The following is a 25,852-nucleotide window of genomic DNA, read 5'->3' as shown; positions in this document are numbered from 1 at the left end:
ATACGATGGGACAGACAGAGATTTACCAACATTTCAATCGCGAAGATCACGAATTCATTGATCGCTGTATTGAATTGTCTGAAAGAGTGGTGGAACGCTATTCTGTTGAGGTGACGGGTTTTTTAAACCCTCATCAGGTCACTATTTTACGAAATGTCGCGGCAAGCTACCAATTACAGGTCTTTGCTTCCAGTGATGAGCAGAAAATGGAGTATGCCAAGGTTATTGTTGCTCCGGATTATTACCAATTAGATCCAAGTGACTTTGATCTGGCCTTATTGGAAATGGTCTATGCTTCAAAATTTCATCACTTGACCCATTCCCAGGTACTGGGGACCATTGTTCACCAATTAGGTGTGGAGCGCAAGTCCTTTGGAGATATTCTGACGAGTGATGGAAAGATCCAAGTATTTGTTGAACGGCGTTTTGTTCACTATTTTATGGATCACATCCAGAAAATTTCTCGGGTACCTGTTAAGCTGAGGGAAGTTCCTCTCTCTGAACAAATGATCGTAGAGGAAGAAAGCCAGCAGCGAGATATTCTCGTGTCGAGTTATCGGTTAGATAAGGTGATTGCTGGGACCTTCAAGCTTTCACGCTCACAAGCTAGTCAGTTGATTAGTTCTGGTTTAGTGAAAGTTAACTATGCGACTACTTCCAATGTTAGCTATGCTGTAGGTCTGAATGATTTAGTCAGTGTCCGACGCTTTGGGCGTCTTAAAATTGTTTCTGAAAATGGTATTTCAAAGAGTGGAAAATATAAAATAACTGTTGAAGTACTCTTAAGTAAAAAATGAGGAGGAGTTATGGCTCTTACTGCTTTAGAAATTAAAGATAAAACTTTTGGCGTTAAATTTAGAGGGTATGATGCGAACGAAGTAGAAGAATTTCTAGATATCGTTGTTCGCGATTATGAAGATCTTGTTCGTTTAAATCATGATCAAGAAGCAAAAATTCAAGCTCTTGAAGAACGCTTAAACTATTTTGATGAAATGAAAGATTCATTGAGTCAATCTGTTTTGATTGCACAAGATACTGCGGAACGTGTCAAACAAGCCGCTAACGAACGTTCTGAAAATATTGTTCGTCAAGCTGAACAAGATGCACAGCACTTAGTAGATGAAGCAAAACAAAAAGCAAATGAAATCCTTCGTCATGCAACGGATAATGCCAAGAAGGTTGCCGTTGAAACAGAGGAATTGAAGAACAAGACACGCGTCTTCCATCAACGTTTGAAATCAACCATCGAAAGCCAATTGAGCATTATCGATACACCTGAATGGGATGAAATTCTTCGTCCAACAGCTATGTACATTCAAACAAGTGATGAAGCTTTCCGTGAAATTGTGGAGAAAGCTTTGGGTGAATCAGTTCACCATCATCATGCAGAAGATGATAACATTGATTTGACTCGTCAATTCTCTCCAGCTGAAATCGAAGAATTGCAAAAACGCATCGAAGCTGCTAATTTAGAATTGGGTGCAACACAAGCGTTTGAAGGCTTGAATGAAAAAGTTCAATCCGCTTTAGAAGAAGCAGAGCACGCTCGTCATGAAAATGAAGAAGTTGTTGCGGTTGAAGAAACTGTTCAACCTGAAGATGATGCAAATCGTGAATCTGTCAATATTTTATAATTTTGTAAAAACAGGTCCATTAATGATAGGTCTAGCGAGCAGATGATGGTGGAAGATCTGCACTCCCTCTTAATGGATGATCCTTTTACAGTATTCGTTCTGAACCCTTGAGTAAGAACGGACGTTTCCCTCGTTACGGGATGAGAGGAGAAAGTCGTTTGCGACTTCTCGAACAAAGGTGGTACCACGAGCAATCGTCCTTTTTAGGATGCTCGTGTTTTTTTTATAGCTTTTTAAATCAATAAGGAGACACAATGAAACTTAAAGAAACATTGAATCTTGGGAAAAGAGCTTTTCCAATGCGGGCTGGGCTTCCAACGAAAGAACCAGTTTGGCAAAAAGAATGGGAAGATGCAAAATTGTATCAACGCCGTCAAGAGTTGAATGAAGGAAAACCGCATTTTACGCTTCATGATGGCCCTCCCTATGCTAACGGAAATATTCACGTAGGACATGCCATGAACAAGATCTCAAAAGATATCATTGTTCGTTCTAAGTCTATGTCAGGATTTTACGCCCCTTATATTCCAGGTTGGGATACTCATGGTTTGCCAATTGAGCAAGTATTGGCTAAACAGGGTGTGAAACGCAAAGAAATGGATTTGGTTGAGTACCTGAAACTCTGCCGTGAATATGCTCTTTCTCAAGTAGATAAACAACGCGAAGACTTCAAACGTTTGGGTGTTTCAGGTGATTGGGATCACCCTTATGTAACCTTGACGCCTGACTATGAAGCAGCGCAAATCCGCGTCTTTGGTGAAATGGCCAATAAAGGCTATATCTACCGTGGAGCTAAGCCAGTTTACTGGTCTTGGTCTTCTGAGTCAGCCCTTGCTGAAGCAGAGATTGAATACCATGATTTGGTTTCAACGTCTCTTTACTATGCGAACAAAGTTAAAGATGGTAAGGGTGTCCTAGATACAGATACCTACATCGTTGTCTGGACAACAACTCCATTTACGGTTACAGCTTCTCGTGGATTGACGGTAGGTGCAGAGTTTGATTATGTCGTAGTGAAACCTGCTGGATCTGACCGCAAGTATGTTGTAGCATCTGAACTCTTGCCAAGCCTTTCTGAAAAATTCGGTTGGGAAAATGCTGAAGTCCTTGCAACTTACCAAGGAAAAGAATTGAACCATATCGTTACAGAACACCCATGGGATCCTGAAGTGGATGAATTGGTGATCCTTGGTGAGCATGTAACCCTTGATTCAGGTACTGGTATCGTCCATACCGCTCCTGGTTTTGGTGAGGATGACTACAATGTAGGGATTGCCAATGGTCTCGAAGTTGCTGTTACTGTTAACGAACGCGGAATCATGATGGAAAATGCTGGCCCTGACTTTGCAGGTCAGTTCTATGACAAGGTTGTTCCAACAGTTATCGAAAAACTTGGTGATTTGCTCCTTGCTCAAGAAGAAATCTCTCACTCCTACCCATTTGACTGGCGTACGAAAAAACCAATCATCTGGCGTGCAGTTCCACAATGGTTTGCCTCAGTATCGAAATTCCGTCAAGATATCTTGGACGAAATTGAAAAAGTGAAGTTCCACTCAGAATGGGGGAAAGTGCGTCTTTATAACATGATTCGTGACCGTGGTGACTGGGTCATCTCTCGTCAACGTGCCTGGGGTGTGCCTCTTCCAATCTTCTATGCAGAAGACGGAACACCAATCATGACAGCTGAAACCATCGAACATGTGGCTCAACTCTTTGAAGAGCATGGTTCGATCATCTGGTGGCAGTGTGAAGCGAAAGACCTCTTGCCAGAAGGGTTTACGCATCCTGGTTCACCGAATGGCGAATTTACAAAAGAAACAGATATCATGGACGTCTGGTTTGACTCAGGTTCATCATGGAATGGGGTTGTGGTGAACCGTCCAGAACTCAAATACCCAGCTGATCTTTACCTTGAAGGTTCAGACCAATATCGTGGTTGGTTCAACTCATCTCTTATCACATCTGTGGCGAATCATGGTGTTGCACCATACAAACAAATCTTGTCTCAAGGTTTTGCTTTAGATGGTAAAGGTGAGAAAATGTCTAAATCACTTGGAAATACCATTGCCCCAAGTGATGTTGAAAAGCAATTTGGTGCTGAAATCTTGCGTCTCTGGGTAACCAGTGTAGACTCAAGTAATGACGTGCGTATCTCAATGGATATCTTGAGCCAAGTGTCTGAGACTTACCGTAAGATCCGGAATACTCTTCGTTTCTTGATTGCCAATACTTCTGACTTTAACCCAGCTGAGGATGCAGTTGCTTATGATGAGCTTCGTTCAGTGGACAAGTACATGACCATTCGCTTTAACCAGCTTGTTAAGACCATCCGTGATGCTTATGAAAACTTTGAGTTCTTGACGATCTACAAGGCGCTTGTTAACTTTATCAACGTTGACTTGTCAGCCTTCTACCTGGATTTTGCCAAGGATGTTGTTTACATCGAAGGAGCGAAATCGCTAGAACGCCGTCAAATGCAAACAGTCTTCTATGATATTTTGGTGAAAATCACGAAACTCTTGACGCCAATTCTTCCTCACACTGCTGAAGAAATCTGGTCTTACCTTGAGTTTGAAGAGGAAGACTTCGTTCAATTGTCAGAATTACCAGAAGCTCAAACATTTGCCAACCAAGAGGAAATCTTGGATACATGGTCAGCCTTCATGGACTTCCGTGGTCAAGCTCAAAAAGCCTTGGAAGAAGCGCGGAATGAAAAAGTGATCGGTAAATCTCTTGAAGCTCACTTAACTGTTTATCCAAATGAAGTTGTGAAAACTCTTCTTGGAGCTGTTGATAGCGATGTTGCTCAACTCTTGATTGTTTCTGAGTTGACCATCGCAGAAGGACCAGCTCCAGAAGGTGCAGTGACCTTTGAAGATGTAGCCTTCACAGTTGAACGTGCCGCTGGTGAAGTTTGTGACCGTTGCCGTCGCATCGATCCAACAACGGCTGAACGTCACTACCACGCAACCATCTGTGATCACTGTGCAAGCATCGTCGAAGAGAACTTTGCGGATGCAGTCGCAGAAGGATTTGAAGCTAAATAAAAGACATTAAAAGAAGTTCCATAAAGGAACTTCTTTTATATTGAAGACAAAATCATCTTAAAAACTTTCCTTAGGTGAGTACGGACGTCAGCGAACTTCTTTGAAGTTCCATGACTAATTATTGAGCCTAAGGTCTCAATAATTCCGAGTGCCTGAAACGTTGTTGTTTCAGGCACTTTTCTCACAGCGGAAAGTTTCAGTATTTTCTTAAATTGATTTAAAAATTGGGACTCAAATTTATTTTTTTGCAGAATCACTTAACTTATTTTACTTTAAAATAGTTTGTTTACATTCTAAATGAAGTTCCATTATGGCACTTTTTTTTGGTGACAGAATGGTGTAGAGATTCATGCATTAAGGAAATAAAAAAAGTAAGGCAAATTGGCCTTACTTAGTAATTGGAAAGGAAATTTCAATTAGTTTATCAGAGTAGAGGGTTTTAATAGCGGATTGGTCAATGTTTTGAAGATCAATCTTACGTTTTAAAAAGAACTCACGAATTAATTCTACTTCAGTTTCACGAATAGCTCGGTGTTTGTTGCTGATCAACAATTCGTAGTGGGTTGGGGCTTGTGTAAAAATAACATCAGTATTGCCCGCGGAATAAACCTCGACAAGCAAGGCGTCAGTACTAGCAAGTTGATTTTTAACCAAGGTAGCATGACTATTGGTGGTATTAATGAGCTTCATATGAGTTCCTCCTGACCTCTATCTTCATTTATTATAGCACTTTTTTTTATTTTGTGAAAGAAGTCCTTTAGTTTTTATGGGCAATTTTCCACTGTTCAATGCCCCATTTATGGCTGCCTCGTTTCAGTTTTTCAATCGCTTCCTCTACTGGGAACCAAGAGAGATTGTTAAAATCTTCCAGTGGTTTTTGAGTTTCTGTGTAGTCGACGACTTCATAAATATAGGCAGGATTGTAGTAGTAGGTATCCCGGTGGCTAGAATAAAAATACTCGTCTGCTTGGCCATAGTATCGCCCTAAAATAGCAGTAAAGCCTAATTCTTCGATCAGTTCCCGTTTCAGAGCTTGCAAGTGATCTTCACCCGCCTCGATTTCCCCGCCAGGTAAGAACCAAGCCCCATTTGGAGCTTGAACGAGGATGATCTGATCCTGATCCTTATTGGGAATAACAGCGTAGACACCGTATCGGTTCACATACGCAACATCTTGTTTCTTTTCACCAAAACTTGGAATGGTCATGGTTTTCTCTTTTCTTATTTTTTCATCATTATATCATATTTTTTAGCAAAAATCTGGAGGAAAAAAAGAAAGAGACTGGATTTTCCAGTCTCTGAATGTACATTTACTGATTATGATTCTGAAGTCTGTTCAACTGGTTTGTGAGCAGACTTGATAGAGATTTTCCCATTGCTGGTCATGACGGCTTTGAGTTGTTTCTCACTTGGATGTTCCAGGTAATAATCGGTAATGGCATCTTCGATATGGTCTTGGATGGTACGACGGAGTGGGCGGGCCCCCATTTTTGGATCGTATCCCAGATCGACCAATTTTTCTTTGACCTTCTCTGTCACATCCAGATGAATCTCATTTTGTGCGAGACGTTGACTGACTTCATCGAGCATGAGGGTAACGATTTGGAGAAGGTTTTCTTTTGATAGAGGTTGGAATTCAATGATGCCATCAAAACGGTTCATGAATTCAGGGCTAAAGAAGTTCCCGAGTTCTCCAAGTACAGAGTTGGTTCGACCTTCGCGAGCAGCTCCAAAACCAACATTGGCCTCAGCCTTGCCGGTTCCAGCATTAGAGGTCATGATGATAATGGTATCTTTAAAGCTGACGGTACGGCCTTGACCATCTGTCAAACGGCCATCATCTAAAACTTGCAAGAACATGTGCATGACATCTGGATGGGCTTTTTCCACTTCATCCAACAACACGAGGGAGTAAGGATTGCGACGAACCTTTTCCGTTAGTTGTCCAGCTTCATCGTAGCCAACATAGCCCGGAGGAGCTCCGACTAGTTTCGCTACGCTATGTTTTTCCATGTATTCGCTCATGTCAAAGCGGATCATATTGTCTGCAGAGCCAAAGAGCTCGATCGCTAATTGTTTAGACAGTTCGGTCTTTCCGACACCAGTTGGTCCGACAAAGAGGAAGCTTCCGATTGGACGGTTAGGCGATCCTAAGCCGACACGATTGCGTCGAATGGCTTTCGCGATTTTATCTACTGCATCGTCTTGACCAATCACATGAGCTTTCAAATCAGAAGCCAGATTGATCAATTGAGACTGTTCTTTTTCTTTCAAATCACCAACAGGAATATTGGTCTTTTGTTCAACGATGTGTTCAATCGTTTTTTCACTGATGACAGGGGTCTCCTGATCAGTGACATGTTGACCTTGCATTTCCTTGTATTTCGCGATTTGATCGCGGAAGTAGGCTGCTTTTTCAAAGTCTTCTTCGCGCGTCGCTTGAGCTTTGAGGTTTTCCGCTTCAATCAAGCGCTGATCGATCACTTTTGGATCCACAAAGTTTAGGGTCAGGTTCATCTTAGATCCCGCTTCATCCAACAGATCAATGGCCTTGTCTGGCAGGAAGCGATCTTGGATGTAACGGTTTGAAAGAATAGCTGCCGCTTCGATGGCACCGTCTGTATAGTGGACGTGGTGGTAGTCTTCGTATTTTTTCTGGATGCCCTTGAGGATGGTGATGGTTTCTTCAACCGTTGGTTCATCGACCTTAACGGGCTGCATCCGACGTTCCAAGGCCGCATCTTTTTCAATGATACGGTATTCATTGAGGGTAGTAGCCCCAACTAATTGGAGTTCTCCACGCGCCAAGGCTGGTTTGAGGATATTTCCAGCGTCCATATTGCCTTCGCCGGCTGATCCTGCGCCAACAATTTCATGGATTTCGTCGATGAACAGAATAACATCTTCGCGTTGACGAATTTCATCCATTAATTTTTGCATGCGTTCTTCGAATTGACCACGGATGCCTGTGCCCTGAACGAGGCTCACGACGTCTAGGCGGATGACTTCTTTTCCTTGCAATTTATGTGGAACGTCGCCATCGACGATTTTTTGAGCCAGGCCTTCCACAACGGCAGTTTTTCCGACCCCAGGTTCTCCAATCAGAACCGGGTTGTTCTTGGTTCGACGGTTGAGAATTTCGATGACACGGATAATCTCCTCATCACGGCCAATGACAGGGTCAATATCCCCTTTGCGGGCAATTTCTGTGACATTGATGCCGAACTCTTCTAAAAGACCTTTTGGCTTTTGAGGACGGGCTTGACGAGGGTCTTGACCACCACGGTTATTGTTTTGGCCGTAGCCGCCACCTCCATAACTGCCTCCGGATTGAGTTGGAGGGGTTTGAGGTTCTTGCGGACTTTTGAAGTTTCCAAGGTTATTGAAGAAATCTTCAAAAGGATCTCCAGTGAGTTGGCTACGTTGGGTCATGCCTTTCAAGAAGCTGTTATTAGGGTCTGTTTTCATAATTTTATAGCAATTTTGACAGAGGTCTACTTGCTGCTGACGTCCATTTACATTTGTATATAAATGGATGGTTGATTCATTTATTTTACAATTTTGACAAAGCATATACATACCTCACAGTAGGTTTTTGATGGTTTTCCATCAAGAGACGAGCCTATTTTTGAAAGGTCAAAAATAGTCAAAGATTTATAGTTTCATTATATCAGTATTCTAGAAGTTTGCAAGAATTTGCTACGGAATGTCGCTAAGGAGTGAAGGAGAGAGCAAATCAATGGAAAAATGTGAATTTTTATTGGAAGAGCTTTCTCTTTTATGATAAAATAGGAGAGTAGAAAGTAAAGAGGAGAAATAAAATGGAATCACATTTAGTACGGATTATCAACCGTTTGGAGACGATGACAAAAGACGGTGGAAACTTGAAACGTAATTTTGAACGTGACGGTGTTGTTGTCGCTGAAGTAGCCTACAACCACAATGAAGAAGAGGGTTCAACCTTTACACTTCGTGATGTTGAAGCGCGTGAAACCTATACATTTGATAGCATTGATTTAATTGCAATGGAAATTTATGAATTGCTTTACTAAGCAGCTGTGTGGATGAGTTTGGGGTGGTCTCAAGCTCATTTTTTGTCCATCTGGCTATAGTTTTCGTCTATAAGAAATTCTAAATAGGAACAGTTAGGTTTGAGAGTTGAAATCTGCTATAATAGAGAGGACTATTTTCATTACTTGACTAGAAAGAGAATTGATATGACGACAATCATTGATGGGAAGGCGCTCGCTACAAAATTACAGGGTGAGATTGCGGAGAAAACAGCACGATTAAAAAAAGAGACAGGAGTTGTGCCTGGCCTCGTTGTCATCGTGGTAGGAGATAATCCAGCTAGCAAAATCTATGTAAGAAATAAAGAGCGTTCTGCTATTGCGGCAGGCTTTCGGAGTGAAGTGAGACGACTTCCTGAAAGCATCAGCCAAGCTGAATTATTAGAAGTGATCGAACACTACAATCAAGATCCCCTTTGGCATGGGATTTTGGTGCAGTTGCCACTGCCTAAGCATATCGATGCGGATGCAGTCCTTTTAGCCATTGATCCGACAAAAGATGTGGATGGCTTTCATCCATTGAATATGGGACGCTTGTGGGCTGGGAATCCTCTCATGGTGCCTTCAACTCCCGCTGGGATCATGGAGATGTTCAAAGAGTACGGGATTGATCTAGAAGGGAAGCGAGCAGTCGTGATTGGTCGTTCCAATATCGTTGGAAAACCAATGGCACAGTTGCTCCTCGCCAAAAATGCGACGGTAACCTTGACCCATTCCCGGACCCATCATCTGCCTAAAATTGCTAGAAGAGCAGATATCTTGGTTGTTGCGATCGGTCGTGCGAAATTTGTAACAGCAGACTTCGTGAAAGAAGGCGCCGTTGTTATTGACGTCGGAATGAATCGCGATGAGAATGGCAAATTGTGTGGGGATGTCGATTTTGACTCCGTTGCCCCTTTGGCCAGTCATATTACCCCGGTACCAGGAGGGGTTGGGCCTATGACCGTCACCATGCTGATGGAGCAGACCTACGAAGCAGCTGTTCGTGCCTTAAAAAAATGAAAGTGTGAACAAGATGAAGTTTGTATTTGATTTAGATGGAACCCTGTCATTCGATGGTGTCACAATCGATGATGAAATCAAACAGGTCTTATTGAGAGCAGAAGAATTTGGCCATGAAGTTGCCTTTGCTTCTGCACGTTCTTACCGGGACTGCTTGGGCCTTTTAGGGGACTCATTGAGTCAGCAACTCGTGATTGGTTTAAATGGTGGATTGGCCTATCGCCAGGGGCAATTAGTATATGAGGAACAATTGGACAAGGATGTGTATCGGGAAGTCCTTGGCTTTTGTCGCCATTACAATCTACCATTTTTTGTGGATGATACCTTTGATTATAGCGGACAGATTTTGGAAAAGATTCCTTTTGTTGCTAATGTGGATCCCCTCAAGAAAGCCCAATATCGCTCGTTAGAGGAGCTGACAGATCCGATTAAGGTCGTGATCTATATGGGTGGTCATGAGGAGCTCGTGGATGAGATCATCGAGCGGATCGAAAAGACAGAAAAGGCCCATATCCGCTATCATGCGCATGAAAAATGCATCTATCTCAATCCAGCAGACACGCATAAAGCCACAACGGTAGAAGAACTCTGTGGAGAGAATTTCGTGGCTTTTGGCAATGATCAAAATGATATCGAGCTCTTTGAAAAAGCTCTTTATGCAGTTCAAATTGGTGATTTTCCAGCCCTTCAGCCTTATGCGGATGATCAATTGGTAGCCAAACAAAATCAACCACAAGCTGTGGCTGCTAAGATCTTGCAAGTCTTTGCAGAATTCAGAGGAAAATAAAAGATGGAGGGGGAGTCGTGGCTTCTCCTTTTTCACTAGAAATGAGGAAGGTATGAGAACAGTTCAGAAAGAAGAGATCCAGCGTGTTATTGTGAAGCGAGAGGAGAATTCTTATAAGGGCGATTTTGGTCGCCTGCTCTTGATTGGGGGAACTTACCCCTATGGAGGAGCTATTATTATGGCAGCCCTTGCTGCGGTTCATAGTGGTGCGGGGCTGGTTACTGTCGCAACAGATCCTGATAATCTGACAGCCCTTCATAGCCATCTTCCTGAAGCCATGGGCTTTGATCTAGCCGATCACGAACTCCTTTGTGAGCAGCTCCAAAAAGCCGGTGTGATTCTCGTAGGACCGGGCTTAAAGGAAGCAAGAGAAAGCCAAGCGATCTTACACATGATTTTTGAGCATGTCTCTAGCCAGCAGGTCTTGATATTAGATGGCGGAGCTATTAGTCTTTTTGCAGCTTCTCAGTTTGACCTGCCAGAGGCTCAGTTGGTCTTTACCCCTCATCAAAAGGAATGGGAAAAACTGTCAGGGCTTGATCTAACAAGCCAGACTGAAGATAGAAGTCGAGAAGCGGTTCAAAGTTTTCCTAAAGGGACTGTCATTGTAGAAAAAGGGCCACACACCCGCATTTGGACAAGTGGGCAAGATGAGGGCTATCAGCTAGATGTTGGTGGTCCCTATCAGGCAACAGGGGGTATGGGAGATACCTTGGCAGGGATGATCGCAGGATTTGCGGGTCAATTCCCACAGGTCAGTCTCTATGAGCGCGTGGTGGTTGCGACCTATCTCCATTCAGCCATTGCAGAAGACTTGAGTAAGGAAGCTTATGTGGTTCTACCGACGACCATTAGCCAAGAAATCCCAAAATGGATGAAAAAGTGGAGTGACAATTCAAACGAAAATGTTGAAAATGAAACGTTTTCATGATAGTATGGATGAAAGGAGGTGAGAAAATGAATGAGCAAAAAAAATCGATTACGATGAAAGATGTTGCAGCAGAAGCTGGGGTTAGTGTTGGGACAGTCTCTCGTGTTATCAATAACGAAAAAGGCATTAAAGAGGTGACATTAAAAAAAGTTCAACAAGCGATTGAAAAATTGTCTTATGTGCCAGATGAATATGCGAGAGGATTAAAAACGAATCGTAGTAATATTATCGCTTTACTTATTCCAACCATTTGGCATCCATTCTTTTCTGAGTTTGCATATCATGTAGAAAAGGAATTGTTGAAAAATCAATGTAAATTATTGATTTGTAATGCAGATAAAGATGCTCAAAACGAGATAGAGTACATAAAATTACTTGAAAAAAATAAGGTAGATGGGATCATTGGGATCACCTATTCAGATATCGATAAGTATATCTCCTCTAATTTACCTTTTGTTAGTATTGACCGTCATTTTTCTGAAAATGTCTATTACGTAACCTCTGAAAATTATCATGGTGGTCAACTAGCTTGCCGAGAGTTAGTCAAACGAGGTTGCCAAAATTTAGCTTATATCAGCGGTGTGAACAAACATTTGAATGAAACAACGGAACGGGGAAGGGGGTTTAAAGATGAAGCTAAGCAGCAAAATACAAAACTCTGTAGTCTTGAAATGCCAGAACCGTTAGATCAAGCAGAAAGACAAATTAAGTCCTTTTTTGAAGCTCATCCTCAGATTGATGGGATTTTTACAGTAAATGATTTTATGGCTCTACGTGTTATAAAAGTTTTGACGGAGATGGGAAAAACTCCTCTAGAGGACTATCAAATTATTGGTTTTGATGGGTTAAGACCTGCTTTTGATCAACCGTACTTACTTTCGACCATTGTTCAAGAAATAGCTCAGATGGCCCAAGCGGCAGTAGAATTATTACTTAAATTGATTCGTAAAGAAAAAATAGAAAAGAATGTGATTAGTTTACCCGTACATTTCTTTGAAGGGAACACTACAAAAAAATTATAAAAAGTGCTTGACAAATTATGAAAGCGCTGTTATAATTTAGCTATAAAATGAAACGTTTCAAAAAACTCAACTATTTTAGCTTGAGTTGAAAATATAACCAAAAAAATGAAACGTTTCAAAAAGGAGGACGCTATGCGTAAAGGTATTAAGTTATCTGTAGTTGCAGCACTATCATTAGGATTGCTTGCAGGATGTGGTGGGGGATCAAAATCCAAAACTGCAAGTTCTTCAAATGAGATTAAAGTCTGGGTTCAGTTCTCAGATGAAACAGCTGAGGGAAAAGCTTGGCAACAAGTTGTTGATAATTTCAACAAATCAAAGAAAACAAAATATAAGGTTGTGACAGAATTTATTCCACGTAGCGGTAGTGGTGGTGGATATGAAGATAAGGTTAACGCCGCTGTTACGACAAATAGTTTACCAGATGTCATTACACTAGATGGTCCTAATACTGCAGCCTATGCAAAATCAAAGGTGATTGCTCCTTTGGATGATTATCTAAAAGACGATAATATGGATGATGTACTGGACAGTATTAAACAACAGGGAACTTATGATGGTAAATTTTATGCATTTGGTTATTCAGAATCCAATGTAGGTGTTTACTATAATAAGAAAATGTTTAAGGAAGCAGGGATTGATGAAGCTAGTTTGCCAACCCTAGAAAAACCATGGACATGGTCTGAGTTTAATGCCATTGCTAAGAAATTAAAAGATCATTTTAACAAACCAGCAATTGATTTCCGTTTGAATTCAAACGATGAGATGTTGCCATATGCTTACATGCCTCTTATTTGGTCAAATGGTGGATCTGTTGTGAATTCTAAAGGAACAAAAGCGGAAGGCTACTTCAATAGCAAAGAAAGTGTTGAAGCTGTTCAATTTATTCAAGATCTTGTGAAGGATGGATATACGACAGTTAGTCCTGTTGAAAAAGGTTTTGAAACCGGTGAATATCCTATGGTTCTGAGCGGTTCTTGGACGATTGCAGACCTACAAACAAATTACAAAGATATTGATTTTGGTATTCTTCCTTATCCAGTTTCAGATAAAACGAAGAAATTGGTATCACCTTCAGGTAGTTGGCAATTAGCCGTTACAACAAAATCTGATAAAAAAGAAGCAGCCGCTGAATTTGTTAAGTTTGCTACAAATACTGAATCTAGTGAAATTCTAAGCTTAGGTAACAGTGTTCTTCCAATCAGAAAATCAACAATTAAAAATATTAAGGACAAAGTATCTGAGCCAATGCGTTTCTTGATGGAACAAAATGCTAAAACGGCTCATGCTCGTCCAGTTGTAGTAGCTTATCCACAAGTTTCACGCGCTTTCCAACAAGCAATGCAAGATATCAGCTATTATAAAGATAATCCAGATGTACAAAAAGTATTAGATGCTCGTGCGAAAGAAATGCAAACAGCAATCGACCAATCTTTAAATAAATAGTTGACATTCAAAAAGGTGGAAGGTAAGTTATGGAATGTACCTTCCACCTTATTTTATTTAATAGTTTCATCTTAGGAGACGAACAATGAGCGAAAAAAATAAAGTCGAAACAAAAAAGAAAGAACGCCTTAAAGAAAATATTATGGGCTATAGCTTTTTAGCTCCAGCTTTAATATTACTTTTCATCTTTTTAGTGATACCTGTTGGTATGGTGATCTATTATGCCTTTACAGATTATTACCTATTAACGCCTGAGGATAGAAAATTTGTAGGACTACAAAATTTTATGCGCTTAGCACAAGATCCAATCTTTATAAAAAGCTTCTTGAATACCTTGAAATTTGTAGTTTGGATTATTCCAGTGCAACTTGGTGCGGCTCTCGGGATGGCCTTAATTGTTAATAAGAAACGTAAAGGAAATATGTTCTTTAAGGTAGCATTTTTTGCTCCTGTTGTGATGTCTCTTGTCGTTATCTCTATCCTCTGGTTATACTTGTTAAATCCAAATAATGGTTTGCTCAATGCTCTACTGAATAAAATTGGTATTTCTTCACAACCATTCTTGACAAGTCCAAAACAAGCCATGTATGCCATTGTATTTGTTTCTGCATGGCAGGGTGCAGGTTATCAAATGTTGTTATTCCTTGGAGGAATGCAAAATATTCCACAAGATATTTATGAGGCGGCAGAGTTGGATGGATTTTCAAAATGGGCTCAATTTAGATATATCACGATGCCTTTATTGAAACCAACTGCCTTGTTTGTACTCTTGACAACATTGATTTCAGCATTTAAATTGATTGTGCAACCAATGGTCATGACTCAAGGTGGTCCATTGAACTCAACAATCACTATGGTATATTACATTTATCAACAAGGTTTCACTGACCGTCTTGTTGGTTACTCAAGTTCGATTGCCTTAGTATTTACAACATTGATTGGTATGATTAGTCTTGTACAACGGCGAGTTTTGAAGGAGGATGATTAGGATGAAACGTTTAAAACCGACTATTATTTTAGAATATGTTTTATTAATTCTATTAGCAGGCCTCTTTCTATTTCCTATGATCTGGATGGTGGTTTCAGCAATGAAGCCAGAAGCAGATGTGTATAAGAATTTAACAAGTTGGAAAGCATTCTTACCTAGTTTTAATCCAGCTGATTGGTTTAAACCCTACCAAGAGGTTCTTGCCCGTTTTAGTATTCTAACATATCTAGGGAACAGTATTTTTTATGCAGGAACATTTGCACTTGGGTCTATTATAGTAAACGCCTTAGCGGGATTTGCATTTGCAAAAATTAATTTTACAGGTAAAAAAATTCTGTTTGGCTTTTTATTGGCCTTGTTAATCATTCCGATGGAAACAGTGTTGATTCCACAATTTACAATTATTAATTCACTTGGCTTAGTTAATAATCGTTTAGCGGTTATTATCCCTGGATTAGCTAGTGTCTTTAATATTTATCTTTTCCGAAACTTCTTTATTGCCATTCCAGAAGAAATTATCGAATCTGCAAAAATAGATGGTGCAAGTATCTTACGGATCTTTTTCAAGATTATGTTGCCGATGTCGAAACCAGCGGTTGCAACAGTAGGTGTTCTTTCCTTTATTTCTAGTTGGAATGATTATATCTGGCCGTTGATGGTTTTAACCGATTCGTCAAAATTTTCAATGCAGGTGGCAATTACAACCATTAATACAACTCAACCAGTTTATATCAATCAAGTAATGGCTGTTTTGACAATTTCTACAATTCCACTTATTCTAGTATATATCGTAGCACAAAAATATATTATTCAAGGTCTAGGTGGATCTGGTACAGGTATTAAGTAGGTGATCAGTATGAAGGAAAGCATTCGGAAGGCAAATCAGTATATCGATGAAAACAGGGAGAAGGTTGACCAGCAATATAGAGGGGCATTTCATTTGCTCCCTCCAATCGGCTGGATGAACGATCCAAATGGCTTTGTTTATTTCCGTGGGGAATACCATTTGTTTTACCAATTCTATCCCTATGATAGTGTTTGGGGACCCATGCATTGGGGGCATGCCAAATCAAAAGATCTCCTCCATTGGGAAGAATTGCCAGTAGCTTTAGCACCAAGTGAAAGCTATGACAAGGATGGTTGTTTCTCGGGTAGTGCTATTGTGAAAGATGACAAGCTTTATTTGCTGTATACGGGTCATGTAGACGATGAGGAAAAGCGAGAAGAGACGCAGTGTCTTGCGGTTTCGACAGATGGCATTACCTTTGAAAAGTTGCCTACTAATCCAGTGATCCATGCTCAACATATTGAGGGGATCGCAGATATTGCAGATTTTCGTGATCCTAAAGTATTTGAATACCAAGGAAGCTATTACGCTGTCGTTGCTTCTAAGACGCCAGATGATAGAGGTCAAATTCTCCTATTTGCATCAAGTAATCTAGTAGATTGGGCCTTTACATCAGTTCTTTTAGAAGGTGAAAAAGGGCAAGGGATTATGTGGGAGTGTCCCGATTTCTTCCCTTTAGATGGCAAATGGGTCTTGATCCTGTCACCCATTGAAATGGAAAGACAGCAAGAAAAATACTGGAACTTAAATTCGACGGTTGCCTTTATCGGTGACATGAATTGGGAAACAGGGCGCTTTCATGTCGATTCCTATGATGAAATGGATGGTGGTTTGGATTTCTATGCCCCTCAAACTTGTCAAGGACCAAATGGCGAACGATACATGGTTGCCTGGATGCAAATGTGGCACCGGTCTATCCCCAGTCATGATTTAGCTCATGGGTGGGCAGGTAGTATGACTCTTCCAAGAAAATTGTCTCTGAAAGACGGACGATTGGTTCAGGAGTTACCTGAGTCAGTGAACGAACACTTTCTTGTAGAGCATGCGTCAGAAACCATTGTTAAGGGCAATCAGATCACGATCCCAGCGAAAGGGAAACAAACCTTGTTTGAGCTAGATACCAAACCGGGTCGCTCCTTTATCCTTGGATATGGTGATGAAACTGATCCTGATAGTGTCTTGCAATTGGTTTATGATGCCTCTCAAAAACGCTTTAGCTTAAGTCGAGACCAATTTGGGCACCCCATTTCTGGAAAAGAAAATCCAGCATTTCAATCGAGATGGATTCAGTTGGATGCTGAAAAAGATCATCATTTTTCGATCATTCGCGATACCAACTCAATTGAAGTATTCGTGGATGGTAAAACTCTCTCCATGACCTTTTATGAAACGAGTCAGAATCCCGTCTATACCCTCACGGCAGATGAAGGGGTCGATTGGGTCTTGAAAACCTATCAAGAATAGGAAAGCAATAGCCTCCTAAAGAATAAAAGACAAGTTCTATGACTTGTCTTTTTGTTGTATCCTAAATAGGATTTGTGTTCATCGAAGAAAATTTGGGAATTGGTCTCATGACGGATCTGACTCTCTTTCCAGAATATCCAAATCTTGTCAAAATTCCGCTGGTTGAAGAGGAAAAAACAGTCTTCTATATTAGTTATGCCTATCCAAATGAAGGGGAACCCCAAGCACGTCTTAGCTCCTTTATTGAACGGTTAGAGAAGTGTGAAAAATAAGGAAGCTGGTTTAAAATAGACCAGTAGAAAGTGTCTTGAATAAAATGAGGCTTGTAGAGAAAGGAAATTCATGATTTCGCTTTGTCTGCCAGCCTTTTTTGGTGTTTTTTGGTATAATTAAACTTGATCATATTCTGCAGAAAGGAGTTCCTATGTCCAACTATTTATCCGTATCAAGTTTGACCAAATATTTGAAATTAAAATTTGATAAGGATCCCTATTTGGAAAGGGTTTATCTGACAGGGCAGGTCTCCAATTTCCGAAAACGTCCCAACCACCAGTATTTCTCTCTAAAGGATGAAAAGGCTGTGATTCAGGCGACGGTCTGGGCTGGGGTTTATCGAAGCTTTGGTTTTGAGCTAGAAGAAGGCATGAAGATCAATGTCATCGGTCGCATTCAGCTCTATGAGCCAAGTGGGAGTTATTCCATTGTCATTGAAAAGGCTGAACCAGATGGGGTAGGGGCCTTGGCCATCCAATTTGAGCAACTCAAGAAAAAGTTGACCGAAGAAGGGCTTTTTCAGGATCGGTGGAAGCAAGCTCTGCCACAATTTCCAAGAAAGATCGGGGTCATCACCAGTCAAAGCGGGGCCGTGATTCGCGATATTATCACAACGGTGAGCCGACGCTTCCCTGGTGTTGAGATTGTGCTCTACCCGACCAAGGTTCAGGGTGAAGGTGCATCTAGTGAGGTGGTTGCTAATATTCAAAGGGCTAACCAACGGGATGATTTGGATGTCTTGATTATCGGTCGTGGGGGTGGTTCAATTGAAGATCTCTGGGCCTTTAATGAAGAAGCAGTGGTGCGAGCCATTTTTGAATCGCGGATTTCGATTATCTCCAGTGTTGGACATGAGACAGATACGACTCTAGCCGATTTTGTAGCAGACCGACGAGCCGCTACTCCGACAGCCGCTGCTGAATTGGCCACTCCAGTAACGAAGTTGGATCTCTTGTCCCATTTACAAAAGCAGGAAAATCGCATGGCAACAGCGATGTCCAATCGCTTGGCCTATAATCGTGAACGCTTGGCAAAATTAAGTCAATCGGTTATTTTTAGACAGCCTGAAAGACTCTATGATGGCTACCTGCAAAAGATTGACCAGTTGCAATTGCGATTGAAACAAGGGATGCGCGATGCTTATGGACAAGGGGCCAATCAGCTGCAAGGTCTGCGTCATCGCTTAGAAGCTACGTCTCCTTTGCATCGCATCGAGCGCTACCAAGACCGCCTGCTCCAAGATAAGAGAATCTTAACCAACCGAATGGAACAAGTCCTAAAAGAGCAAAAGATCAAGGTACAAGGCTTATCAGAAGCCCTCTTGATGCTTGATACCAGTCGGATTATTGCGCGTGGCTATGCCATGGTTAAGGAAGGGGATCAGGTACTAGATTCGGTTGCAAAAGTAACAGAAGGGGACCCGCTGTCACTCATCATGAGAGATGGCCAGTTAGAAGTAGAGGTAAAACATGTCGAAAGAAAAGAAATTTGAAGAAAATTTAGCAGATTTGGAAGCCATCGTCCAAAAATTGGAAAGTGGGGATGTGGCTCTTGAAGAAGCTATTACAGAATTCCAAAAAGGAATGAAGTTGTCAAAAGAATTGCAAGATACCTTGGATCAAGCAGAGAAAACCTTGGTCAAGGTCATGCAGGCAGATGGTACTGAAGCGGATCTAGCATGAGACAAGAAGAAAAACGAAATAGAGTAGAGCAAGCAGTTCGCTCTTTTTATGAGGAGAAAGCCGTCGCCCCCCATTTAGTGGAGTCGGTCCTGTATTCGATCCAGGCAGGCGGAAAACGCCTGCGCCCCATGCTCCTTCTAGAATTGTTAGAGGCCTTTGGACTGGAATTGACGGAGGCTCACTTTCAAGTGGCAGGAGCTTTGGAGATGATCCATACAGGAAGCCTTATTCACGATGATCTGCCTGCCATGGACAATGATGATTACCGTCGGGGACAATTGACCAATCATAAGAAATTCGGAGAAGACCTGGCGATTTTAGCAGGGGATGCGCTTTTTCTCGATCCCTTTGGGATGATAGCTGCGAGTGCCCTTCCTGATGCGGTCAAGGTCTCTTTGATCCTTGAATTGTCGGATGCATCCGGAAGTCGTGGAATGGTAGCTGGCCAAGTCCTTGATATGGAAGGGGAGCACAAACAGCTAACTCTAGCAGAGTTGCAGACTATCCATGCCAATAAGACAGGACGCCTCCTTGCCTATCCTTTCATCGCAGCCGGTTTGATTTTAGAGTTGCAAGCAGACATTGGTCGGCTCTTAGAAAAAATCGGGAAAAAATTAGGCCTGGCTTTTCAAGTGCGGGATGATATTTTGGATTTGGTCGCTGATTTTGAAGCTTTGGGGAAGACCCCTCAAAAGGACTTGGTAGCTGAAAAATCGACCTATCCAGCCCTGTTGGGATTGGAAGAATCAAAAGCTTTGCTGACAAGTGAATTAGACGCTTGCGAGGACTTGTTGGATCAGATTACAGCTGCTTGCGACTTTGATCCGCGAGCGATCAAGAAATTAATAGAAGGATTACGAATAGATGGCTAAGGAAAGAGTGGATGTATTAGCCTATAAACAAGGCCTATTTGATACCCGCGAACAAGCCAAAAGAGGGGTGATGGCAGGCCTTGTCGTTGCCGTTATCAATGGTGAGCGCTTTGATAAACCGGGTGAAAAAATTGATGAAGCAACCGAGTTGAAATTAAAAGGTGAAAAGCTCAAATATGTCAGCCGGGGCGGTCTTAAATTAGAAAAAGCCTTGAACCACTTCGGTTTATCTGTAGAGGGTAAAATTGCGATTGATATCGGGGCTTCTACAGGTGGCTTTACAGATGTCATGCTGCAAAATGGAGCCAGCCAGGTCTTTTCGGTGGATGTCGGGACCAATCAGTTGGCCTGGAAATTGCGCAATGATCCTCGGGTGGTCTCGATGGAGCAGTTCAATTTCCGCTATGCCGAGCCAGATGATTTTGAAGCGACACCGAGCTTTGCGAGTATCGATGTCAGCTTTATTTCCTTGGACTTAATTCTGCCAGCCCTTCACCGGATTTTGGCAGATAATGGACAAGTCGTGGCCTTGGTGAAACCTCAGTTTGAAGCAGGGCGCGAGCAGATCGGAAAAAATGGGATCATTAAGGATCCTAAGATTCATTTAGCGGTCCTTAAAAAGGTCGCTACATTTGCAGGGACACATGGCTTTGCGGTAATGGGAGTAGATTATTCCCCTATCCAAGGAGGCCATGGCAACATCGAATTTTTGATGTATCTAGAAAAAAAAGAAGAGAAAACAAAGCCGACTACAGAGCAGCTGGAGGCTGTTGTGGAGCTGGCACACAAGGAATTTAAACATGAAGAGTAAGAATATCAGATTAGAAAAAATTCGTCGCTTCATTCGCGATCATGAAGTGGGGACGCAAGAAGAGATCGTCGAACATTTGAAAGAAGAAGGCATCTCAGCAACCCAAGCGACAGTATCACGGGATATCAAAGAATTGGGCATCGTAAAACGCCCTCTGAAAGATATGACCTATGTCTATGAATTGCCACGTAAGCACCACCAAGGGATCGGGATGATCGAAAGCAATATCTTGTCTCATCGTCGGATGGGAGAATATGTCAATTTCACCATGGTTCCAGGGACAGCTCCTTTAGTTAAACGTCGCTTGCGGGAGATTTATAAGGAGCATATCTTTAGTATTGTTGCAGATGATGATACGATCTTGTTGATTGCTTATTCCGCACCAGAAGCAGAGAATATCCTCAAATCAATCTTTGGGTGGTAAGAGCCTATGCTATTAGAAATTTCGATTAAGAACTTTGCCATTATCGAAGAGATTTCCTTAAATTTTGAAAAGGGAATGACGGTACTGACAGGGGAAACAGGTGCAGGGAAATCCATCATTATCGATGCCATGAACATGATGCTGGGAAGCCGCGCAACGACGGACGTCATTCGACATGGAGCCCCAAAAGCGGAAATCGAAGGTCTCTTCACCGTTGAGAGCAATCGCCATCTGACAGCTCTCTTTGAAGAGCAAGGACTAGAGTGGACCGATGAATTGATCATTCGCCGAGAGATCTTGCAAAATGGACGAAGTGTCAGCCGGATCAATGGTCAAATGGTGAATTTATCTGTCTTAAAGGCAGTCGGTCAACATTTGGTGGACATCCATGGCCAGCATGATCAGGAAGAACTCATGCGGCCCCAATTGCATATCGCTATGCTGGATGAATTTGGGGATGCAGCCTTTTTCCAAACCAAAGACGCTTATCGTCAGACCTTCGAAGACTACAAACGCCTGCGCAAACAAGTGGTGGAACTCCAGCGCAACCAGCAGGAAAACAAGGCTCGTATCGAGATGTTGGAGTTTCAAATTGCAGAGATTGAGGCAGCTGCCTTGGAAGTGGATGAGGACCTGCGTCTGGAGCAAGAACGCCAACGCCTGCTCAATCACAAGATGATTGCAGATACCCTAACCAATGCCTATACCATGCTGGATGCAGAAGAGTTTTCGAGCCTCTCCAATGTTCGCTCAGCCATGAATGATCTGGAAAGCATTGAAGAATATGATCCCAGCTACAAAGAGCTCTCAAGCCAGCTATCTGAAACCTTCTATGCCCTTGAGGATATTACCAAGCGCTTAGAAGATGTAGTAGATGGTCTGGAGTTTGATGGCAATCGCCTCATGCAGGTGGAATCACGTTTAGATTTGATCCACTCCATCACGCGCAAGTATGGTGGCCAAGTCAAGGACGTCTTGGAATACCTGGCGCAAATCACCAAAGAATATAGCCTCCTCACCGGAAGTGACCTCTCGTCTGAGGACATGGAAAAAGAACTCAAACGTCTAGAAAAGAGCTTGGTCACCTTGGCTCAAGATTTGAGTGATCAGCGGCATACTCTGGCCCAAGCTTTGGAAAATGAAATCCAGCAAGAATTGGCAGATCTCTACATGGACAAGGCGCGCTTTCAAGTACGTTTTAGTAAGGCTAAGTTTAATCGCGAGGGAAATGAAGCTGTCGAATTTTACATTTCGACCAACCCAGGTGAGGACTTTAAACCCCTTGTCAAGGTAGCATCTGGCGGAGAATTGTCACGTTTGATGTTGGCTATTAAGTCTGCTTTTTCTCGAAAAGAAGGAAAAACCAGTATCGTCTTTGACGAGGTGGATACAGGAGTCTCTGGGCGCGTGGCTCAAGCCATCGCAGCGAAAATTCATAAGATTGGTCAAAATGGCCAGGTGCTTGCCATTTCTCACTTGCCGCAAGTCATCGCTGCAGCAGATTATCAATTCTATATTGAGAAAATCAGTGATGAACACTCAACTGTATCTACTGTGCGTTTGCTCAATAGAGAAGAACGAATCGAAGAAATTGCCAAGATGCTGGCAGGAGAGGATCTAACGGAAGCTGCCCGTCAACAAGCAGAGCAACTTCTCAAGCGATAAGAGAAAGAAGGTTTGAAACAATGTCAACATACTTTGTAGTCGGAGATATTCACGGAAAAGCACAAATGCTAGAAGAGCTCATGACAGAGTGGGATGGAAAATCTCAATTGGTCTTTTTAGGAGATTTGATAGATCGAGGCGAAAACAGCAAACGATCGATTGAAATTGTAAAAGACTACGTAGACCATCACGGAGCTGTTTGCCTTTCCGGAAATCACGAGTACATGTTTTTAGCCTGGTTGGACAATCCAGAAGAGCGTTATGATCACTACCGAAGAAATGGTGGCGATACGACCATCAACTCTCTGTTAGGCCGGCCACTCGATGCTCCTGTAGATGGCATTGCGGATGCGCAAGCAGTAGAAAATGCCGTTCCTGACTTGGTGGCTTTCATCCGTAGTTTGCCTTTTGACTACGAGACAGAGACCTATTATTTTGTCCACGCTGGTGTGGATCTAACCCTTGAAAATTGGCGGGAAACCAGTGATTACCAAAAAGTCTGGATTCGAAAACCATTCCATGAAGCAGAGAATCATACAGGCAAATGGATCGTCTTTGGCCATACACCAGTCTATGGACTGCTCAATAAGCCAGTCGGTACTGAAAATCTTTGGATTTCAGATCAAAAAATGGGCGTCGATGGGGGCGCTGTCTATGGTGGAGTCCTTCATGGATTGCTCTTGGATGATCAAGGCATTGTCCAAGACCATGTCCTTCACAATACAGGTTTTTCTGCCGCAGACGATTGAGGAGGCAGGAATGGATATCTTTCACTGCAAAACCCTGTGTTTTTTGATATAATGAAAGCAGAACATTCTTAGGAAGAGTATAGAAATATATGGCAAATATTAAAATAGTTACAGACTCATCTATTACAATTGAGCCTGAAGTGGTTGAAGAATATGGCATTACCATTGTGCCACTTTCTGTTATGGTGGATGGAGTCCTTTATTCCGACAGTGAGTTGGGCGAAGGGGACTTCTTGCGCTTAATGCAGTCTAGCAAAAATCTTCCAAAGACCAGCCAACCACCCGTTGGAGTCTTTGCGGAGGTGTATGAAAAGTTAGCAGCAGACGGAGCTCATATCGTTTCAATTCATATGTCTCATGCCTTGTCAGGAACCGTAGAGGCGGCTCGTCAAGGGGCAACCTTGTCAGGAGCAGATGTTACTGTGATTGATAGTGGCTTTACAGACCAAGCCATGAAGTTCCAGGTGGTTGAGGCAGCCAAGTTGGCCAAAGACGGAGCTGATTTAGACACTGTCTTGGCTCGCATCGAAGAAGTCAAAGAAAAGACAGAGTTGTATATCGGTGTTTCTACCTTGGAAAATCTGGTTAAAGGTGGGCGCATTGGCCGTGTTACCGGACTTTTGAGCTCCCTTCTTAACATCCGTGTCGTGATGCAAATGAAGGACCATCAGTTGGAACCAATTGTCAAGGGCCGTGGAAACAAGACCTTTAAGAAGTGGTTGGATGAATTGGTAGAGAAACTTTCCCATAGTAAGGTGGCTGAGATCGGGATTTCTTACGCAGGGACACCAGAATGGGCCAATGAAATGAAGGCTCAGTTGCAATCGCTCGTTGAAAATGCGATCCCAGTTCTCGAAACTGGATCGATTATTCAAACCCATACAGGTGAGAATGCATTTGCAGTTTTGGTGCGCTACGAATAAGCTGAATAAATGTTTGAAAAAACAGGTTTAGTACTTGACCTAAAGGCTTTTTTTAGATATTATAGTACTGTTAAGGCGTAAAGCCTAAAAAAATTTGGAGGATTTGTTAAATGGCTAACAAACAAGATTTGATCGCAAAAGTGGCAGAAGCTACAGAATTGACTAAAAAAGATTCAGCAGCAGCTGTTGACGCTGTATTCGCAGCAGTTTCAGAATACCTTTCAAAAGGTGAAAAAGTTCAATTGATCGGTTTCGGTAACTTCGAAGTTCGTGAACGTGCAGCTCGTAAAGGTCGCAACCCACAAACTGGTAAAGAAATCAAAATCGCAGCTTCTAAAGTTCCAGCATTCAAAGCTGGTAAAGCTCTTAAAGAAGCAGTTAAATAATTGCATTTTGAAAAGCCATCCTAGATTTCTAGGATGGTTTTTTTGTTATGTGACTTTCAGTCCGTCTCTCTCCGTTAGGTGCGAGACAAAAAAACCACCCGCTATGCGGGTGCGCATCGAAGGTTATACCAAAAAAACTCCAAACGCGATACAATTAAGGTGTTCAAGCCAATTGTAAAGCGAAAGGAGAAAAATATGGCTCAAAAAGCACATAGTTTATCACACACAAAATGGATGTGTAAATATCACATTGTGTTCACCCCTAAGTATAGACGAAAAGTGATCTATAATCAATATCGAAGTAGTTTGGGAGAAATATTCCATAGATTATGTAGTTATAAAGGTGTTGAGATTATCGAAGGCCATTTAATGCCAGATCATGTTCATATGTTGGTAAGCATTCCACCTAGAATTAGTGTTGCAAGCTTCATGGGATATTTAAAAGGTAAAAGTGCTCTAATGATGTTCGATAAACACGCAAATCTGAAATATAAGTTTGGAAATCGACATTTTTGGGCAGAGGGATATTATGTAAGTACAGTTGGCCTCAATGAAGCCACAATAAAGAAATACATTCAGGAACAAGAGCGAAAAGATATTGCTTTAGATAAGTTGAGTGTAAAAGAATATGAAGATCCCTTTAGGGATAGTGGCAAGTAGTACGTATACCTCTTTGAGAGGTCTGTGACGAGTCAAATGCAATAAGGCTTGAACAAAGTGAAAGCCAGCGTCTTTAGGCGCTGGCTAGTTATCTGGGCTTATAGCCCTGGTACAAACCACCCGTTTGACGGGTGGTCATGATTGGACAGCTCTATAGGATAAGGGTATA

The 25,852-nt window shown here is 42.0% G+C and carries 26 protein-coding genes; 23 read left to right on the top strand and 3 right to left on the bottom strand.

The annotated features are described in order from the left end of the window. Nucleotides 1-5 precede the first annotated feature (5 nt). From SM123_RS07845 to ileS, 3 genes are all read left to right on the top strand, one after another. A complete protein-coding gene (locus SM123_RS07845) occupies nt 6-797 on the top strand; it encodes a YlmH family RNA-binding protein (RefSeq protein ID WP_150905504.1) in 792 nt (263 codons plus the stop codon). Between the two features lie 9 nt (nt 798-806). Next, nucleotides 807-1,634 carry a DivIVA domain-containing protein gene (locus SM123_RS07840; RefSeq protein WP_003005971.1) on the top strand — a complete coding sequence of 276 codons (828 nt, stop codon included), beginning with the start codon at nt 807-809 and terminating at the stop codon, nt 1,632-1,634. Between the two features lie 254 nt (nt 1,635-1,888). Beyond that, nucleotides 1,889-4,681, top strand: coding sequence for an isoleucine--tRNA ligase (gene ileS, locus SM123_RS07835; protein WP_320909385.1), 2,793 nt, complete (start codon nt 1,889-1,891; stop codon nt 4,679-4,681). A 387-nt stretch (nt 4,682-5,068) separates the two neighbouring features. Here ileS and SM123_RS07830 read toward each other — a convergent pair whose 3' ends face one another. The 3 genes from SM123_RS07830 to SM123_RS07820 form a co-directional block, all read right to left on the bottom strand. Continuing rightward, nucleotides 5,069-5,371, bottom strand: coding sequence for a DUF1827 family protein (locus SM123_RS07830; protein WP_155168825.1), 303 nt, complete (start codon nt 5,369-5,371; stop codon nt 5,069-5,071). A gap of 67 nt (nt 5,372-5,438) precedes the next feature. Next, nucleotides 5,439-5,888: an NUDIX hydrolase gene (locus SM123_RS07825; protein ID WP_155168827.1), complete on the bottom strand. Its 450-nt coding sequence runs from the start codon at nt 5,886-5,888 to the stop codon at nt 5,439-5,441. 110 nt (nt 5,889-5,998) lie between these two features. Further along, a complete protein-coding gene (locus SM123_RS07820) occupies nt 5,999-8,254 on the bottom strand; it encodes an ATP-dependent Clp protease ATP-binding subunit (RefSeq protein WP_320909384.1) in 2,256 nt (751 codons plus the stop codon). Nucleotides 8,255-8,502: 248 nt separating this feature from the next. On the opposite strand from SM123_RS07820, the gene SM123_RS07815 reads away from it, so the two are divergent. The 20 genes from SM123_RS07815 to tnpA all read left to right on the top strand — a co-directional run bounded on the left by SM123_RS07815 (nt 8,503) and on the right by tnpA (nt 25,683). Beyond that, the gene (locus SM123_RS07815) at nt 8,503-8,733 is read left to right on the top strand and encodes a DUF1797 family protein (protein ID WP_003005989.1); all 231 of its coding nucleotides are present in this window, start codon (nt 8,503-8,505) and stop codon (nt 8,731-8,733) included. A 165-nt stretch (nt 8,734-8,898) separates the two neighbouring features. Continuing rightward, entirely contained in the window at nt 8,899-9,753 is an 855-nt protein-coding gene (locus tag SM123_RS07810; RefSeq protein WP_003002422.1) for a bifunctional methylenetetrahydrofolate dehydrogenase/methenyltetrahydrofolate cyclohydrolase, read from the top strand. 13 nt (nt 9,754-9,766) lie between these two features. After that, on the top strand, nt 9,767-10,540 hold the full coding sequence (locus SM123_RS07805) for an HAD-IIB family hydrolase (protein ID WP_004219876.1): 774 nt from the start codon (nt 9,767-9,769) through the stop codon (nt 10,538-10,540). A gap of 52 nt (nt 10,541-10,592) precedes the next feature. Further along, entirely contained in the window at nt 10,593-11,471 is an 879-nt protein-coding gene (locus tag SM123_RS07800; protein ID WP_070845306.1) for an NAD(P)H-hydrate dehydratase, read from the top strand. Nucleotides 11,472-11,497: 26 nt separating this feature from the next. After that, the gene (locus SM123_RS07795; protein ID WP_070845308.1) at nt 11,498-12,493 is read left to right on the top strand and encodes a LacI family DNA-binding transcriptional regulator; all 996 of its coding nucleotides are present in this window, start codon (nt 11,498-11,500) and stop codon (nt 12,491-12,493) included. Nucleotides 12,494-12,625: 132 nt separating this feature from the next. Next, nucleotides 12,626-13,939, top strand: a complete 1,314-nt coding sequence (locus tag SM123_RS07790; RefSeq protein WP_041826251.1) for an ABC transporter substrate-binding protein — start codon at nt 12,626-12,628, stop codon at nt 13,937-13,939. Between the two features lie 85 nt (nt 13,940-14,024). Beyond that, a complete protein-coding gene (locus SM123_RS07785) occupies nt 14,025-14,927 on the top strand; it encodes a carbohydrate ABC transporter permease (RefSeq protein WP_014712989.1) in 903 nt (300 codons plus the stop codon). Between the two features lies 1 nt (nt 14,928). Beyond that, complete coding sequence (locus SM123_RS07780; protein WP_176745622.1) at nt 14,929-15,774, top strand: carbohydrate ABC transporter permease; 846 nt, start codon at nt 14,929-14,931, stop codon at nt 15,772-15,774. A gap of 9 nt (nt 15,775-15,783) precedes the next feature. Then, nucleotides 15,784-17,238, top strand: coding sequence for a glycoside hydrolase family 32 protein (locus SM123_RS07775; RefSeq protein WP_070845312.1), 1,455 nt, complete (start codon nt 15,784-15,786; stop codon nt 17,236-17,238). A 74-nt stretch (nt 17,239-17,312) separates the two neighbouring features. Next, nucleotides 17,313-17,510, top strand: coding sequence for a type 2 periplasmic-binding domain-containing protein (locus SM123_RS07770; RefSeq protein WP_049486562.1), 198 nt, complete (start codon nt 17,313-17,315; stop codon nt 17,508-17,510). Nucleotides 17,511-17,662: 152 nt separating this feature from the next. Next, the gene (gene xseA / locus SM123_RS07765; protein WP_049486561.1) at nt 17,663-19,003 is read left to right on the top strand and encodes an exodeoxyribonuclease VII large subunit; all 1,341 of its coding nucleotides are present in this window, start codon (nt 17,663-17,665) and stop codon (nt 19,001-19,003) included. Beyond that, nucleotides 18,981-19,193, top strand: a complete 213-nt coding sequence (locus tag SM123_RS07760; protein WP_003006013.1) for an exodeoxyribonuclease VII small subunit — start codon at nt 18,981-18,983, stop codon at nt 19,191-19,193. The genes xseA and SM123_RS07760 overlap by 23 nt, the downstream gene beginning before the upstream one ends. Further along, nucleotides 19,190-20,065, top strand: coding sequence for a polyprenyl synthetase family protein (locus SM123_RS07755; RefSeq protein WP_049486560.1), 876 nt, complete (start codon nt 19,190-19,192; stop codon nt 20,063-20,065). Before SM123_RS07760 ends, SM123_RS07755 begins: the two co-directional genes overlap by 4 nt. Beyond that, nucleotides 20,058-20,876, top strand: coding sequence for a TlyA family RNA methyltransferase (locus tag SM123_RS07750; protein ID WP_320909383.1), 819 nt, complete (start codon nt 20,058-20,060; stop codon nt 20,874-20,876). The genes SM123_RS07755 and SM123_RS07750 overlap by 8 nt, the downstream gene beginning before the upstream one ends. Then, nucleotides 20,866-21,300: an arginine repressor gene (locus tag SM123_RS07745; RefSeq protein ID WP_003006022.1), complete on the top strand. Its 435-nt coding sequence runs from the start codon at nt 20,866-20,868 to the stop codon at nt 21,298-21,300. Before SM123_RS07750 ends, SM123_RS07745 begins: the two co-directional genes overlap by 11 nt. A gap of 6 nt (nt 21,301-21,306) precedes the next feature. Beyond that, nucleotides 21,307-22,965, top strand: coding sequence for a DNA repair protein RecN (recN, locus tag SM123_RS07740; RefSeq protein ID WP_320909382.1), 1,659 nt, complete (start codon nt 21,307-21,309; stop codon nt 22,963-22,965). Nucleotides 22,966-22,985: 20 nt separating this feature from the next. After that, nucleotides 22,986-23,714, top strand: coding sequence for a metallophosphoesterase (locus SM123_RS07735; protein WP_320909381.1), 729 nt, complete (start codon nt 22,986-22,988; stop codon nt 23,712-23,714). An 89-nt stretch (nt 23,715-23,803) separates the two neighbouring features. Further along, nucleotides 23,804-24,637, top strand: coding sequence for a DegV family protein (locus tag SM123_RS07730; protein WP_320909380.1), 834 nt, complete (start codon nt 23,804-23,806; stop codon nt 24,635-24,637). A 110-nt stretch (nt 24,638-24,747) separates the two neighbouring features. After that, nucleotides 24,748-25,023, top strand: coding sequence for an HU family DNA-binding protein (locus SM123_RS07725; protein WP_003006038.1), 276 nt, complete (start codon nt 24,748-24,750; stop codon nt 25,021-25,023). A gap of 195 nt (nt 25,024-25,218) precedes the next feature. Further along, complete coding sequence (gene tnpA / locus SM123_RS07720) at nt 25,219-25,683, top strand: IS200/IS605 family transposase (RefSeq protein WP_037616840.1); 465 nt, start codon at nt 25,219-25,221, stop codon at nt 25,681-25,683. The last annotated feature ends 169 nt before the right edge of the window (nt 25,684-25,852 follow it).

Source organism: Streptococcus sp. S5, assembly GCF_034134805.1.
GTDB classification, from domain to species: Bacteria; Bacillota; Bacilli; order Lactobacillales; family Streptococcaceae; genus Streptococcus; species Streptococcus lingualis.
Note: the sequence above shows the minus strand (reverse complement) of the source record. Positions and strands in the feature narration are given on the sequence as shown.

Excerpts from the sequence above, each read along its gene's own strand:
- SM123_RS07845 (WP_150905504.1), top strand. The coding sequence starts at position 6 with ATGGGACAGACAGAGATTTACCAACATTTCAATCGCGAAGATCACGAA.
- SM123_RS07840 (WP_003005971.1), top strand. The coding sequence starts at position 807 with ATGGCTCTTACTGCTTTAGAAATTAAAGATAAAACTTTTGGCGTTAAA.
- ileS (WP_320909385.1), top strand. The coding sequence starts at position 1,889 with ATGAAACTTAAAGAAACATTGAATCTTGGGAAAAGAGCTTTTCCAATG.
- SM123_RS07830 (WP_155168825.1), bottom strand. The coding sequence starts at position 5,371 with ATGAAGCTCATTAATACCACCAATAGTCATGCTACCTTGGTTAAAAAT.
- SM123_RS07825 (WP_155168827.1), bottom strand. The coding sequence starts at position 5,888 with ATGACCATTCCAAGTTTTGGTGAAAAGAAACAAGATGTTGCGTATGTG.
- SM123_RS07820 (WP_320909384.1), bottom strand. The coding sequence starts at position 8,254 with ATGCTTTGTCAAAATTGTAAAATAAATGAATCAACCATCCATTTATAT.
- SM123_RS07815 (WP_003005989.1), top strand. The coding sequence starts at position 8,503 with ATGGAATCACATTTAGTACGGATTATCAACCGTTTGGAGACGATGACA.
- SM123_RS07810 (WP_003002422.1), top strand. The coding sequence starts at position 8,899 with ATGACGACAATCATTGATGGGAAGGCGCTCGCTACAAAATTACAGGGT.
- SM123_RS07805 (WP_004219876.1), top strand. The coding sequence starts at position 9,767 with ATGAAGTTTGTATTTGATTTAGATGGAACCCTGTCATTCGATGGTGTC.
- SM123_RS07800 (WP_070845306.1), top strand. The coding sequence starts at position 10,593 with ATGAGAACAGTTCAGAAAGAAGAGATCCAGCGTGTTATTGTGAAGCGA.
- SM123_RS07795 (WP_070845308.1), top strand. The coding sequence starts at position 11,498 with ATGAATGAGCAAAAAAAATCGATTACGATGAAAGATGTTGCAGCAGAA.
- SM123_RS07790 (WP_041826251.1), top strand. The coding sequence starts at position 12,626 with ATGCGTAAAGGTATTAAGTTATCTGTAGTTGCAGCACTATCATTAGGA.
- SM123_RS07785 (WP_014712989.1), top strand. The coding sequence starts at position 14,025 with ATGAGCGAAAAAAATAAAGTCGAAACAAAAAAGAAAGAACGCCTTAAA.
- SM123_RS07780 (WP_176745622.1), top strand. The coding sequence starts at position 14,929 with ATGAAACGTTTAAAACCGACTATTATTTTAGAATATGTTTTATTAATT.
- SM123_RS07775 (WP_070845312.1), top strand. The coding sequence starts at position 15,784 with ATGAAGGAAAGCATTCGGAAGGCAAATCAGTATATCGATGAAAACAGG.
- xseA (WP_049486561.1), top strand. The coding sequence starts at position 17,663 with ATGTCCAACTATTTATCCGTATCAAGTTTGACCAAATATTTGAAATTA.
- SM123_RS07760 (WP_003006013.1), top strand. The coding sequence starts at position 18,981 with ATGTCGAAAGAAAAGAAATTTGAAGAAAATTTAGCAGATTTGGAAGCC.
- SM123_RS07755 (WP_049486560.1), top strand. The coding sequence starts at position 19,190 with ATGAGACAAGAAGAAAAACGAAATAGAGTAGAGCAAGCAGTTCGCTCT.
- SM123_RS07750 (WP_320909383.1), top strand. The coding sequence starts at position 20,058 with ATGGCTAAGGAAAGAGTGGATGTATTAGCCTATAAACAAGGCCTATTT.
- SM123_RS07745 (WP_003006022.1), top strand. The coding sequence starts at position 20,866 with ATGAAGAGTAAGAATATCAGATTAGAAAAAATTCGTCGCTTCATTCGC.
- recN (WP_320909382.1), top strand. The coding sequence starts at position 21,307 with ATGCTATTAGAAATTTCGATTAAGAACTTTGCCATTATCGAAGAGATT.
- SM123_RS07735 (WP_320909381.1), top strand. The coding sequence starts at position 22,986 with ATGTCAACATACTTTGTAGTCGGAGATATTCACGGAAAAGCACAAATG.
- SM123_RS07730 (WP_320909380.1), top strand. The coding sequence starts at position 23,804 with ATGGCAAATATTAAAATAGTTACAGACTCATCTATTACAATTGAGCCT.
- SM123_RS07725 (WP_003006038.1), top strand. The coding sequence starts at position 24,748 with ATGGCTAACAAACAAGATTTGATCGCAAAAGTGGCAGAAGCTACAGAA.
- tnpA (WP_037616840.1), top strand. The coding sequence starts at position 25,219 with ATGGCTCAAAAAGCACATAGTTTATCACACACAAAATGGATGTGTAAA.